At 68.7% G+C, this 12,889-nt stretch carries 14 protein-coding genes; 2 read left to right on the top strand and 12 right to left on the bottom strand.

The features are described from left to right. Positions 1-2 precede the first annotated feature (2 nt). The 3 genes from Q0599_RS16230 to Q0599_RS16240 form a co-directional block, all read right to left on the bottom strand. Positions 3-629, bottom strand: coding sequence for a bifunctional 4-hydroxy-2-oxoglutarate aldolase/2-dehydro-3-deoxy-phosphogluconate aldolase (locus tag Q0599_RS16230; protein WP_298831484.1), 627 nt, complete (start codon positions 627-629; stop codon positions 3-5). A gap of 17 nt (positions 630-646) precedes the next feature. Then, positions 647-2,461 carry a phosphogluconate dehydratase gene (gene edd, locus Q0599_RS16235; protein ID WP_298831487.1) on the bottom strand — a complete coding sequence of 605 codons (1,815 nt, stop codon included), beginning with the start codon at positions 2,459-2,461 and terminating at the stop codon, positions 647-649. Positions 2,462-2,540: 79 nt separating this feature from the next. After that, positions 2,541-3,008, bottom strand: a complete 468-nt coding sequence (locus tag Q0599_RS16240; RefSeq protein WP_298831490.1) for an OmpA family protein — start codon at positions 3,006-3,008, stop codon at positions 2,541-2,543. Between the two features lie 43 nt (positions 3,009-3,051). Between Q0599_RS16240 and Q0599_RS16245 the strand changes: the two genes are divergently transcribed. Further along, complete coding sequence (locus tag Q0599_RS16245; RefSeq protein ID WP_298831493.1) at positions 3,052-3,660, top strand: gamma-glutamylcyclotransferase; 609 nt, start codon at positions 3,052-3,054, stop codon at positions 3,658-3,660. A 7-nt stretch (positions 3,661-3,667) separates the two neighbouring features. Here Q0599_RS16245 and Q0599_RS16250 read toward each other — a convergent pair whose 3' ends face one another. Continuing rightward, positions 3,668-4,354: a nucleotidyltransferase family protein gene (locus Q0599_RS16250; RefSeq protein WP_367180957.1), complete on the bottom strand. Its 687-nt coding sequence runs from the start codon at positions 4,352-4,354 to the stop codon at positions 3,668-3,670. A gap of 147 nt (positions 4,355-4,501) precedes the next feature. Here Q0599_RS16250 and pdxH point away from each other — a divergent pair, with 147 nt between their 5' ends. Further along, positions 4,502-5,149 (top strand): pyridoxamine 5'-phosphate oxidase, encoded by a 648-nt coding sequence (gene pdxH, locus Q0599_RS16255; protein ID WP_298831496.1) that lies wholly within the window; start codon positions 4,502-4,504, stop codon positions 5,147-5,149. Between the two features lie 70 nt (positions 5,150-5,219). On the opposite strand, the gene msrA is transcribed toward pdxH, so the two are convergent. From msrA to Q0599_RS16295, 8 genes are all read right to left on the bottom strand, one after another. Further along, the gene (msrA, locus tag Q0599_RS16260) at positions 5,220-5,759 is read right to left on the bottom strand and encodes a peptide-methionine (S)-S-oxide reductase MsrA (RefSeq protein WP_298831499.1); all 540 of its coding nucleotides are present in this window, start codon (positions 5,757-5,759) and stop codon (positions 5,220-5,222) included. 41 nt (positions 5,760-5,800) lie between these two features. Next, a complete protein-coding gene (locus tag Q0599_RS16265) occupies positions 5,801-7,930 on the bottom strand; it encodes a TonB-dependent receptor (protein ID WP_298831502.1) in 2,130 nt (709 codons plus the stop codon). Between the two features lie 135 nt (positions 7,931-8,065). Beyond that, the gene (locus Q0599_RS16270; RefSeq protein WP_298831505.1) at positions 8,066-8,386 is read right to left on the bottom strand and encodes a cytochrome c; all 321 of its coding nucleotides are present in this window, start codon (positions 8,384-8,386) and stop codon (positions 8,066-8,068) included. Continuing rightward, positions 8,383-9,621: a PQQ-dependent sugar dehydrogenase gene (locus tag Q0599_RS16275; RefSeq protein ID WP_298832740.1), complete on the bottom strand. Its 1,239-nt coding sequence runs from the start codon at positions 9,619-9,621 to the stop codon at positions 8,383-8,385. Before Q0599_RS16275 ends, Q0599_RS16270 begins: the two co-directional genes overlap by 4 nt. A 125-nt stretch (positions 9,622-9,746) precedes the next feature. Beyond that, positions 9,747-10,142 (bottom strand): VOC family protein, encoded by a 396-nt coding sequence (locus Q0599_RS16280; protein ID WP_298831508.1) that lies wholly within the window; start codon positions 10,140-10,142, stop codon positions 9,747-9,749. Between the two features lie 32 nt (positions 10,143-10,174). Further along, complete coding sequence (locus tag Q0599_RS16285; protein ID WP_298831510.1) at positions 10,175-10,546, bottom strand: ribbon-helix-helix domain-containing protein; 372 nt, start codon at positions 10,544-10,546, stop codon at positions 10,175-10,177. 23 nt (positions 10,547-10,569) lie between these two features. Beyond that, positions 10,570-12,138 carry a GMC family oxidoreductase gene (locus tag Q0599_RS16290; protein ID WP_298831512.1) on the bottom strand — a complete coding sequence of 523 codons (1,569 nt, stop codon included), beginning with the start codon at positions 12,136-12,138 and terminating at the stop codon, positions 10,570-10,572. 41 nt (positions 12,139-12,179) lie between these two features. Then, positions 12,180-12,782, bottom strand: a complete 603-nt coding sequence (locus Q0599_RS16295) for a twin-arginine translocation signal domain-containing protein (protein WP_298832743.1) — start codon at positions 12,780-12,782, stop codon at positions 12,180-12,182. Positions 12,783-12,889 lie beyond the last annotated feature (107 nt).

Genomic DNA, 12,889 nt, shown 5'->3' on the forward strand with positions numbered 1-12,889 from the left:
CGTCAAGTGCGGCGCAACGCGCCGGCCTCACGGGCAAGACGGGTGATGCGGGCCCAGTCCTTCGCGGTCACGGCCTCGGGGGGCGTCAGCCAGGAGCCGCCGCAAACCTTGACATTGGGCAAGGCAAGGAACTGCGGCGCTGTCTCCGGCGTGATGCCGCCGGTCGGGCAGAAGGCCACGTCCGGGAAGGGACCGTGCAGCGCCTTGAGCATCGGGATGCCGCCCGCGGCGGTGGCGGGGAAGAACTTGAGGAACTGGTAGCCGTCGGCGTTGGCCTGCATCACCTCGCTGGCGCTGGCCACGCCGGGCAGCAGGGGCAGGCTCAGGTTGCGGCAGTAGTGACCCAAGTCGCTGGTGTAACCCGGGCTCACGCCGAAGCGGCAGCCGGCATCGCGCGCCGATTGCACGTCGGCGCCGCTGCGGAGGGTGCCGGCGCCGACGATCGCCTCCGGCACCTCGCGCGCGATCGCCTCCATGCAGCGCAGTGCCACCGGCGTGCGCAGCGTGATCTCCAGCACCCTGACGCCGCCGTCGACCAGTGCGCGAGCCATCGGCACCGCGTCGGCGAGGTCGTGGATGACGATGACCGGGATCACCGGGCCGTGGGTGGCGAGTTCGAGCGTGTTCATCGCGAACCTTTCCTTGTTCAGAACCAGGTGCAGGCGCCCTCTTCGGCGCTGCGCACGTTGCGGCGCAGGCCGCCGAACAGCTCGCGGCCGAGGCCGTGGGCATTGTTGTCGGCCGCGGCGTCGCTCAGATGCGCAGGCTTCCGTGCGGCCCAATCGGCCGGGTCGACCAGGGCCTCCAGCGTGCCCGCCACCGCGTCGAGACGGATCAGGTCGCCGTCGCGCACCCGCCCCAGCGAACCTTCGGCCAGCGCCTCGGGGCTGACGTGGATCGCCGCCGGCACCTTGCCCGAGGCACCGCTCATGCGGCCATCGGTGACCAGCGCGACCTTGAAGCCCTTGCCCTGCAGCACCGCCAGCGGTGGCGTGAGCTTGTGCAGTTCGGGCATGCCGTTGGCGCGCGGGCCCTGGAAGCGCACCACCGCCACCAGGTCGCGCTCGAGTTCTCCCGCCTTGAAGGCGGCCAGCAGGGCTTCCTGCGAGTCGAACACACGCGCCGGCGCTTCCACCACGTGGCGGTCGTCGGGCACCGCCGAGACCTTGATCACCGCGCGACCCAGGTTGCCGGTGAGCAGCTTCAGCCCACCTTCGGCGCTGAACGGCGCCGCCGCCGGGCGCACCACGCTCGCATCGCCGCTGTGCGCCGGCAGGTCGCGCCAGCGCAGCGTGCCGCCCTCCTGCGCCGGCAGCTTGCCGAATTCGCGCAGGCCGCCCTCGACGACGGTCGCCACGTCGCCGTGCATGAAGCCACCGTCGAGCAATTCGCGGATCACGAAGCCCGGGCCGCCGGCCGCCTGGAATTCGTTCACATCGGCGCTGCCGTTGGGGTAGACGCGCGCCAGCAGCGGCGTGTCCTTGGAGAGGTCGCTGAAGTCGGTCCAGTCGATCAGGATGCCGGCCGCACGCGCCACCGCCACCCAGTGGATCAGGTGGTTGGTCGAGCCGCCGGTGGCGAGCAGCGCGACCATGGCATTGACGATGACACGCTCGTCGACCAGCTGTCCGATGGGCGTGAAGCGCCGCCCCTTGGTGATGCCGAGCACCGACCGCACCGCCGCGCGCGTCAGCGCCTCGCGCATCGACGCATGAGGGTGCACGAAGGCCGCGCCAGGCACATGCAGGCCCATCGCCTCGAGCAGCATCTGGTTGCTGTTGGCCGTGCCGTAGAAGGTGCAGGTGCCGGCGCCATGGTAGGCGGCCGACTCGGCCTCGAGCAGCTTGTCGCGGCCGACCAGCCCCTGCGCGAACTGCTCCCGCACCTTGGACTTCTCGGTATTCGACAGCCCGCTGCCCATCGGCCCGGCGGGCACGAACACGCAAGGCAAGTGGCCAAAGTGCAGCGCGCCGATGAGCAGGCCCGGCACGATCTTGTCGCACACCCCGAGCAGCAGGGCGGCGTCGAAGACATCGTGGGTGAGCGCGATCGCCGTGCCCATCGCAATGGTGTCGCGCGAGAACAGGCTCAGCTCCATGCCCGGCAGGCCCTGCGTGACGCCGTCGCACATCGCCGGCACGCCACCGGCCACTTGCACGGTGGCGCCGAGCTTGCGCGCCTCGTCGCGGATCACGGCGGGGAAGCCCTCGTAGGGCTGGTGTGCCGAAAGCATGTCGTTGTAGGCGGTGACCACGCCGATGTTCGGCGCGCGCTCGGCCACCACGCGCAGCTTGTCGCTGGCCGGCAGCGCGGCGAAGGCATGCGCCACGTTCGCGCAACCCATGCGGTCGGCGCCGCGCGGGCGGTCGATCGCCGCCTGCACGCGGGCCAGGTAGGCGGCACGGGGCGCGGCGCTGCGCTCGCGGATGCGCTGCGTGACTTCGAGGAGAACAGGTCGCATGAAAACCTCCGGAGCCGTAACTTCGCTTCGGATTGTCTAGTAACCTGGTTACATCGTCAAAACAAACCGCGCTTTCGCCCTACTGCAGACGCAGTTCGACGCGGCGAGCCTCGCGGGCGTCGGCGCCGCCGGCGGTCTGTTGCGGCTTGTCGAGCGTGAGCTGCGCCGGCGGCACACCGTTGGCCTCGAGCGCATGGCGCACCGCCTGGGCGCGCCGCTTGGCGAGGTCGGCGTTGTACTCGGGGTTGCCGCTGGCGTCGTGGTAACCCGAGATCAGCACCGCGGCACCCGGGGTGGCCCGTGCGGCGTCGGCCACCCGGTCCAGCACCTCCATCGCCCCGGCCGGCAGGACATCGGAGTCCACCTCGAAGTAGATGCGCGGCAGGTCCGTGGCTGCGGCCGCCGCCGGCGGGGTCGGTGCCGCTGCCGGGGCGCGCGGCCCGCCTCTGGACACCGCCAGCACCAGCACACCCGCGACCACCAGCGCCACGACACCGGCCACGGCCAGCAGCGCGTAACTCTGTGCATCATCGTGGGCATCGCTCATGCTTTACTGCTCGAAGTTGTTCGGATCATTCTAGAGTTCGACCATGACGGACGAAGGCGACCCGCTCGTGTTGCGCGACCCGCGCACCATGCTCGACGAGACACTGCGTCGCTGGGGCGGCGACGGCGACTTGTGGGTGTTCGGCTACGCCTCGCTGATCTGGCGCCCCGAGTTCGACGCCGACGAGCAACGCGGCGCCGCGGTGCATGGCTGGCATCGCGCCCTTCGCATGCGCTCGCGCATCAACCGCGGCACGCCGCAGCGACCCGGGCTGGTGTTCGCGCTGGTCTCCGGAGGCTCCTGCCGGGGCGTGGTGTACCGCGTGGCGCGCGAGCGCGCCGAGCAGGAACTCGAACGATTGTGGGCGCGCGAGATGCCCACCGGCGTCTACGACCCGCGCTGGCTGCCCTGTCGCACGCCGCTGGGCACGGTCCAGGCGCTGGCCTTCACCCTGGACCGCGACAGCCCGGCCCACACCGGCGACATCGCCGAGGCGGAGATGCTCGACATCCTGCGCCACGCGCGCGGGCGCTACGGCAGCACGCTGGAGTACCTGCTGGAAACCGCTGCCTCGCTGCGGCAGCACGGCATCCGCGACCGCGAGATCGAGCGGCTGGAGAAGCTTGCGCTGTCGCTGATCCAGCCGGCCTGAACAGCGCCTACAGGCGCTGCTCCGCGTCGTCCGCGCCTCGCCGCTGCGCCAGGCGAACGCTCTCCAGGTCGGCCTCGGTGTCGACGTCGATCAGCACGCCGGGGTCGTCGACCTCGACACCGATCGCCGGATAGCGTGCCACCAGGCGCCGCGCGCCCTCGTCGCCACGCAAGGCCGTCAGCTCGGAATACAGCTCGGCGGAGAAGCCCACCGGGTGGCCACGGACACCCCGATGCTGGGCGAACACCACGGCATGGTGAGCGAGCTCGCGAGCCACCTCGAGCAGCGTCTCCGTCTTCACCACCGGCATGTCGCCGGGCAGCATGAGCCAGCCTCCGGCGCCCGGGCTGGCGCTTACGCCGGCCGCGATCGAATAGCCCATGCCGAGACCCTCGTGGCCTGCCGAGCCCACCTCGGGCAGCACGATCACGTCGCGAGCGGCAACGCTGCGGCGCGCTGCCTCGGCGAAGACCTCGGTGGTGACCACCACCACCGGCAGCTGCGTGGCAACGGCGTGGCGCAGCGTCGTCGCGAGGATCGTGGCGCTGCCGATCCGCTGCGCGAGCTTGTGGTCCGCCCCGAGAAAGCGGCTGCCCCTGCCCGCTGCCAACACGATCACCGCCGGCTGCGCCTTCATCGCGCGACCCCTCTTGTTGTTGAACGCCAGATCGACGCGGCTGCGTTCGTGCGACACGTCGTTGCACCCGAGAATGGGAGCCGGGCCGTGATTGAGGTAGTGGGACGTTCACCTAAGGCCTTCCCCGTAAGCAGATTTGCCTAGCAACAACTGTCAGCCGGGTTAGCCCTAGGATGTGGCCCACGCGCCTGCACGGATGAGCCCATGACCGACAAGACCCGTTCCATCGCCGACCTGCGCAAGAGCTACGAACGCGACGAGCTCGACGAAACGGCCAGCGCCGCCGACCCGCTGGTGCAGTTCGAGCACTGGTTCCGTCAGGCGCTGAGCGCCGAGTTGCCCGAGCCCAACGCGATGACGGTGGCCACCGTGGCGCCGGACGGCCGACCGTCGACACGCGTGGTGCTGATCAAGGGCTACGACGCGCGAGGCATCGTCTGGTACACGAACTACGAGAGCCGCAAGGGTCGGGAGCTCGCCGCACAGCCGTACGCCGCATTGCAGTTCCACTGGGTCGAGCTCGAACGGGTGGTGCGCATCGAGGGCCGCGTGGACAAGGTCGATGCGGCCGAGTCCGACGCCTACTACCAGTCGCGCCCGCTCGACTCGCGTATCGGCGCATGGGCCTCGCCGCAAAGCCAGGTGATCGAGTCACGCGCGGTGCTGGTCGCCAACGCGGCGCGCTACGGCGCGAAGTTCCTGCTGCAGCCGCCGAGACCGCCGCACTGGGGCGGTTACCGCCTCGTTCCGGACCGCTGGGAGTTCTGGCAGGGACGCAAGTCGCGCCTGCACGACCGCCTGCGCTACCGCCTCGACGGCGGGCAATGGGTACGCGAACGCCTCGCTCCCTGAGGCGCCCGCCCCCGCCCGTCCGGAAGCTCGCGCGGTCCCGGCCCGGGCCAAGCAGGCAGCGTGTTGCGGTTCAGCCCTCGCGCACCCGTTGTGCAAAGGTCTTGCGGAACTTCTCCACCTTGGGCGCGACGACGAACGCGCAGTAGCCCTGCCCAGGGTGGTTGGCGAAATAGTGCTGGTGGTAGTCCTCGGCGCGCCAGTAGTCGCGCTCGGGCAGCACTTCGGTGACCACACGGCCGCCGAGCTTGGCATTCACCTCCGCGATCACCTCGCGGGCCACGCGCTCCTGCTCGGTGGAGCGGAAGTAGATGCCCGAGCGGTACTGCGTGCCGACGTCGTTGCCCTGGCGGTTCAGGGTGGTCGGGTCGTGCACGACGAAGAAGATCTCCAGCACCTCACGCAACGAGATCGCGGCAGTGTCGAAGCTGACCCGCACCGCCTCCACGCAACCGGTGTCGCCGCTGCAAACCTGCTCGTAGCTCGGCCGCGCCGACTGGCCGTTGCAGTAGCCGGACTCGACGGCGGTGACGCCGCGCACGCGCTCGTACACCGCCTCGATGCACCAGAAACAGCCGCCGCCCAGGGTGATGGTCTCGATCGTGCCCGCCATGACGAACCTCCGCGTGCTCGGTCGCGCCCGCGCTGCGGAACTTACCTGAACTCGTGCCTGACCGTGAACGCCAGCATCCAGTTGCGCGGCAGCGCCGGCTCGAAGAAGCGGCCGTTCGAATCGTTGACGATCACCGAACCTGCGTACTTCCTGTCGGTGGCGTTCTCCACGCGCAACAGCTGGCTGAAGGTCCAGGGGCCCGCCTTCTGAACGAAGCCGGCGCGCAGGTTGAGCACGGTGGCGGCGGGCGCGGCGTCGGTGTTGGCGTCGTTGACGTAGAGCTTGCCGGTGTGCACCAGCTCGACACCGCTGTGGAAGCCGCCCCAGGCCGCTTTCGGCGACCAGGCAAGCTCGGCGAAGCCGCTGCGCTCCGGCGTGCCCGGCAGGCGGTTGCCCTCGGGGATGTTCACCGCCGCCGCGCCGCTGCCGCTGACGAAGGGGTCGTCGAAGCGCGCCTTCAGCGCCGACAGGCTGAGCGTGGCACGCAGCGACTCGGCGAGCAGCCCGGTGTACATGAACTCGGCGCCGCGGCGGGTCGTGCGGCCGGCGTTCTTGAAGGTGGTGCGGCCGCCGCTGCTGGTGTCGACGACGATCTCGTTGCGCGTGACGATGTCGAACAGCGCCACGTCGATGCGGTGGTCCGGCGCGAACTTCCACTTCACGCCGACCTCGGCATGGCGGCTCTTCGAGGCCTTCAGTTCGGTGTTGAGACCGGTTTCCACGCAGCCTGCCGGCGCGGGCGTCGCGCAGGGCGGGCGATAGGCGAGTTCGGTGAAGGTCGGCGTCTCGAAGCCGCGCCCCGTGTGGGCGTAAAGGTTGAGCGTCGGCCTGGCGCGGAAGGTCAGTCCGACCACCGGGCTGGTGGCGCTGAAGTCCACGCTGCCGCTGTCGTCCGGGTTGCCCGGGACGATGAATCGGTCGTCGCTGCTGAACTTGACCTCGCTGGCGCGCACCCCCGCCATCGCGGTCAGCGAGGCGAGCAGGTCCCACGAGGCCTGCGCGAAGAAGTCGGCGTTGCGCACCGTGTTCAGCTCGTCGCGCTTGAGCGCACCCTGCACACCGCCATCGTTGATGTAGCCCTGGCGGTCCTCCTGGCTGCGGTCGTACTCCATGCCGCCGGTCAGGCGCAGCACGCGGTCGCCATCCAGGCGCACCTCGTGTCCGAGCTGGGCGAGCAGACCTGAATAGCTGCGCACGAAGTCGACGATGCCGCCCGAAGAAGTGGGCGACTGCTGAGGCCCCGGCGGGATCGACAGGCGGTTCTCCAGGTCGCGGGAGCCGAAATAGACGCGCGTGGTGAGCGTCGTCTGCGGCGTGAGCCGCCGCTCGTAGACACTGCCGATCTGGTTCTGGCTGACCACCTTGCCCGAGTTCTGCTGGGTGGCCAGCGCGACAGCCTGCGTCGGGTCGGCCTCCCACTGCGCGCGCGTCAGACCGAGCGGGTCGAGCGCCAGCGGCTGGTCGAAGGCATTGGCCACCAGGCTGATCGACGAGTCTGCGTCGATCATGCGCGTCCACTTGGCGTTGATCTGCGTGCGCTGCGCCTCGCTGTGATCGCGGTAGCCGTTGGTCGAATAGCGCATGGCGTCGAGCACCACGCTGTCGCGCTCGCCGTTGTGGCCGAACTTCACGCCGACCTTGTTCTGCTCGTACGGGCCGACGCCGAAGGTGGTGCTGAGCGTGGGCACGGTGGCGTCGGTGCCGGTGAACACCTGCACCACGCCGCCGGCGGCGTTGCCATACAGCTGCGCCAGCGGGCCGCGCAGCACCTCGATGCGCTGCGCCGAGCCCAGCGCGATCGTCGAAGCCTGCCCCTGGCCGTCAGGCATGGTCGCCGGGATGCCGTCGACGATCAGCCGCACGCCGCGGATGCCGAAGGTGGAGCGCGAGCCGAAGCCACGGATGGAGAGCTGCAGGTCCTGCGCGTAGTTCTGCCGGTTCAGCACGCTGATGCCCGGCACGCGGTTCAGCGCCTCGGACAGATTGACCTGGAAGCCGCCGTTGTCGATCACGTCGCGCGTGACGGCGGTGATCGCGGCCGGCGCATCGAAGCTGGCTTGACGGGTGCGCTCGGCAGTGACGACGACGGGGTCGAGTTCGACCTGGGCGTGCGCAGGGAAGGCAGCGGCGAGCGCGATGGCGAGCGTGGACAGCGGCAGGGGCTTGTTCATGTTGTGGGTGTGCAGACGGTCATGGCGCGAGCTCGCGCGCCGCGAGGCTACGCGAAGGCCTCGCGCGCCGCGACGGGGTTTGCCGTTAGAGATTTTCTGGAGGTGCGCGCCATCCCGGCGCGCACCTGCCTCAGGTCAAGGCGCGGTGGCCGTCACCTTGATCGACGAGAACCACGCCGCCACGTTGTCGATCTCCTCGTCGCTGAGCGACTTGGCGATGACACTCATCACCTCGTGCTGGCGCTTGCCGCTGCGGAAGGCGCGCAGTTGCCGGGCGATGTAGCCCTCGGGCTCGCCGGCGAGATTGGGCGTCTCGGGGGCAGCCGCGAGACCGACCTGGCCGTGGCAGACAGCACAGGCCTGCAAGGCCTTCTGCTTGCCCGCTGCGGCGTCGCCGGCGACCGCCGCGCCGGGAAGCGCGGCGGCCAGCAGCATGGTCAGCGTCAGCGACCTCACGGTGCGCTGTAGGTGATGCGGTAGATCGCGCCGGCGTAGTCGTCGGACACCAGCAGCGAACCGTCTTTCATCACCGCCACGTCGACCGGGCGGCCACGGTAGGTACCGGTCTCGCTGTCGAGCCAGCCCTCGGCGAACACGGTGCTCTTGTCCGCCGTGCCGTCGGCCTTGAGCGAGACGAAGTTCACCAATCCGCCGCTCGCCTTGGTGCGGTTCCACGAGCCGTGCGAGGCCACGAAGATGCCGCCACGGTACTGCGCCGGGAACATCTTGCCGTTGTAGAACGTCATGCCCAGCTGCGCCTGGTGCGCCGGGAACTCGATCTGCGGCTTCGTCCAGTTCGCCGGCGCCTTCATGTCCTTGAGGTCCGGCGCGGCGGCCGTGCCGGCGATCTGCACGTTGTTGCCGTGGATGAACGGGTAGCCGAAGTGCTCGCCGCCCGCCTTGGTGATGCGGTTGAGCTCGCCCGGCGGGGTGTCGTCACCCATGCCGTCGGTCTGGTTGTCCGTGAACCAGACCGTCTTGTCCTTCGGGTTGATGTCCATGCCGACCGAGTTGCGCACGCCGCGCGCCACCACCTCGCGGCCCGAGCCGTCGAACGGGTTCAGGCGGATCATGCCGCCGATGCCCAACTGCTCGTACATCGCCACCTTCTCGCGCGGCTGAACGTTGTACGGCTGCCCCAGGGTGATGTAGAGCTTGCCGTCGTCGCTGACGCGGCAGGTGCGGGCGCCGTGGTTGTACGACTCCTCCTCGGGCGGGACCAGCTTGCCCTGGCCCACCACCTCGATCACCGCGACGTCCGGGCCTTCGTAGAAGAACTCGGCGGCCGGGAAGTTCAGCACGCGGTTGTGCTCGGCGACGATCAGGAAGCCGTCCTTGGTCCAGCACACGCCATTGGGGTTGGTGAACTTCAGCGAGGGGGCGAAGGACTTCACCTCGTCGGCCACGCCGTCGCTGTTGCGGTCGGTGACGGCCCAGACGGTCGTCTTGCGCGTCCCGACGAAAAGCATGTTGGTGCTGGGCGCCACGGCCATGTGACGCGCATCGGGCACGATCGCGAACAGTTCGATGCTGAATCCCGGCGGCAGCTTGACCCGCTTGAGGTTGTTGCGGATGGCCTCGGCGTTCTTGCCTTCCTGCGGCACGACCGGGATGTTGAGGTCGGTGGTGGCGACCTTCATCTGCTTGAGCTTCTCGATGTTCTGCTGCGCATGGACGGGCAGAGCCAGCATGGCGGCGCAGGCAATGCCTGCCAGCAGGAATGAACCTGACGACTTCTTCACTTGTGTCTCCTCGGGAGGGGCGTGTTATGAACTACCGACTCGGCCGTCGCCTGATCCGGCCGAACCCTTCGAATCTACCGGTAATGGCCGTGGCGTTCCAGTAGTTCAATCTTGTACCCATCCGGGTCCTGGATAAAGAAGAAGCGCGCCAGCAACTCCTCGCCGCGCTTGAATTCCTTCACCGGCGCCGGCTCGTAGCCCTGGGCCAGCAGCGCGGCATGCGCCGCCGCCGCGTCCGGCACCACCACGCCGACGTGGCCGTAGCCGGTGCCATGCGTGTAGGGCTCGGTGCGACCCTTGTTCAGCGTCAGTTCGATCTCGACGTCGTTTTCGGCATTGCGCAGATAGACGAGCGCGAACTCGGGGAAGTCGAGCCGATGCGACTCGGTGAGGCCGAGCACGTCGGCATAGAACTTCATCGACTTGTCCAGATCCAGCACACGGATCATGGTGTGGATGACCTTGGCCATGCGAACTCCAGAAGAAAAGGCAAGAGGGAAAATCAGGAGCGCGCGCCCATCGCCACGACCTTGGCTCGCGACGGGGCGGACGCCACTCCGCCGTCTTCCGGGCGCGCCGACTCCCCCACGGCGGGGCCTCGCTCCAGCTCGATCAGCTTGCGCCGCAGGAAGCGCATGCCGGTGACGCGCAGGAACGAGGCGAAATTGGGCACCTCACCGCGGTGCGCCAGGATCTCGTCGTGGAACTGCACGATCAGGTGGTTGGTCGTGCAGCCCTCCGCCTCGGCCATCTCGGCCAGGATGTCCCAGACCATGTTCTCCAGCCGGATGCTGGTCAGCACGCCGTGGATGCGTATGGTGCGCGAGCGCTGTTCGTACTGGATCGGATCGGCCTTGACGAAGTATTCGCACATCGGGGATCTCCCTGCAGTCTTGCTCAGATGGTACGCGCGCTCATCTGCTTGGCGATGTACTCGGCCTGGCGGATCGCCAGCGTGACGATCGTCAGCGTCGGGTTCTCCGCGCCGCCGGTGGTGAACTGGCTGCCGTCGGAGATGAACAGGTTGGCGATGTCGTGCGTCTGGCCGTGGGCGTTGCACACGCTGTCCTTCGCCGACGCCCCCATGCGGCAGGTGCCCAGGTTGTGCGTCGACGGGTACGGCGGCGTGCGATAGGTCCGGATCGCCCCTGCCGCCTTGTAGACCTTCTCGCCCTGCGCGAAGGCGTGGTTGCGCATGGCGATGTCGTTGTCGTGGTCGTCGAAGTGCACGTTCGGCGCCGCCAGCCCCCACTTGTCCTTCACGTTCGCATTCAGCGTGATGCGGTTGCCCTCGCGGGGCATGTCCTCGCCCACCAGCCACATGCCGGCCAAGTGGGTGTAGTGGTCCATCCACCAAGCGAAGTCCTCGCCCCAGGCGCCGGGGTCGAGGAAGGCCGCCATGAAGGGCACGCCCAGGGAGAGCGTCTCCATCTCGTAGCCGCCGGCGAAGCCGCGCTTCGGGTCGTGAGCGGCCTCGTCGCGGATGATGCCGGCCATCGTCGTGCCGCGGTACATGTGCACCGGGTTCTTGAAGGCGGCGTAGACCGAGCCGGTCATGTGGCGCATGTAGTTGCGGCCGACCTGGCCCGAGGAGTTCGCCAGCCCGTCCTTGAACATATTCGAAGCCGACAGCAGCAGCAGGCGCGGCGTCTCGATCGAGTTGCCGGCCACGCAGACGATGCGCGCCTTCTGGCGCTGCTCCTTGCCGGCCTTGTCGAAGTAGACGACGCCGGTGACCTTGCCCTTGTCGTCGTGCTCGATCTTCGCGACATGCGACTCCGGCCGCAGGTCCAGGTTGCCGGTGGCCTCGGCCTTGGGCAGTTCGGTGTACAGCGTGCTCCACTTCGCGCCGCTCTTGCAGCCCTGGAAGCAGAAGCCGAGCTGCATGCAGCGGCCGCGGCCGTCGCGCGGCTGGCTGTTGATGGCCATGTTGCCCGTGTGCACCTCGCGGTAGCCGAGCTTCTTCGCGCCGGCGTGGAACACCTTGAAGTTGTTGTTGCCCGGCAGGCCCGGGATGCCGGTGGTGCGCGTCACGCCCATCTTGTCCTCGGCGCGGGCGTAGTAGGGCTCGAGTTCCTGCAGCGTCAGCGGCCAGTCCATCAGGTTGGCGCCCTTGATGTCGCCATAGTGGGTTTTGATCTTGAACTCGTGCTCCTGGAAGCGCAGCGAGGCGCCCGCCCAGTGCGTCGTGGTTCCGCCCACCGTCTTGCAGATCCACGCCGGCAGGCCGGCGAAGTCCTTGGCGACGCGCCAGCTGCCGGAGGTGGTGCGCGGGTCCAGCCAGGCGAGCTGGCCGAAGGACTTCCACTCGTCGTTGATGAAGCTGGCCGGCGACTGCACCGCGCCTGCCTCCAGCACGACGACCTTGATGCCCTTCTGGCACAGCTCGTTGGCCAGCGTGCCGCCGCCCGCCCCCGAACCGATGATGACGACGACCGAGTCGTCGTTGAAGTCGAATTTCGCCATGTCGTGTCTCCTGGTGTCTTGTGCCCTGCTGCCGGACGGGATCAGAGGTAGGGCTTGGGGCTCGCCTCGAGCGGGGGCGCCGGCAACCACTTCAGGTCCTGGAAGCCGCGCGTGATGTAGCCACCCTTCTCCCAGGCCGAGCCGGGGTAGCCGAACACCTTGTAGGCCATGTCGTTGTCGTACAGCGACGTGATGCACTGGCCGCGCACCGTGGCGAAGAAGGGCTGGCCTTCCATGCCCTTGACGATTTCCTTGCGCTTCTTCTCGCTGGCCTTGGCGAAGCTGCCGCCGGCGGCCTGGTTCAGCGCGGCGATGCCTTCCCTGAGCAGCTTTGCGGCACCGGCATCCCCCGCGGCCTTGGCGTCGAGGTCCTTGGCAAGCAGCGCATAGACCGCATCGGGCAGCTTCTTGTGCGGATAGAGCGTGCGGCCCATCTTCATCAGCGCCTCGCCCTCGGACTTGCTGAGCGACTTCAGCTCCACGGCCCACACCGTCGATGGCGCCAGCGCGGCCAGCACGCTGCCGGTGGCCAGCGTGCCCATCAGCACGCCCGAGCCCTTGAGGAAATCGCGCCGTGCCAGAGGAAGGTCGAGCTTGGGCACCTGGCCGGAGGACTCGTCCTCGCAGCCCGACTCGGCGAACATGTTCGCGATGGGAATGACTCGCATGCTTGTCTCCTGCTGAATGAGCCAGCGGCAGTGGACTGCCGTCTGATGGAATCAGTGTTGCACCGGTGCCCAGCGCCCGGGTG

This window comes from uncultured Piscinibacter sp. (genome assembly GCF_937952055.1).
Taxonomy (GTDB): Bacteria; Pseudomonadota; Gammaproteobacteria; order Burkholderiales; family Burkholderiaceae_C; genus Piscinibacter.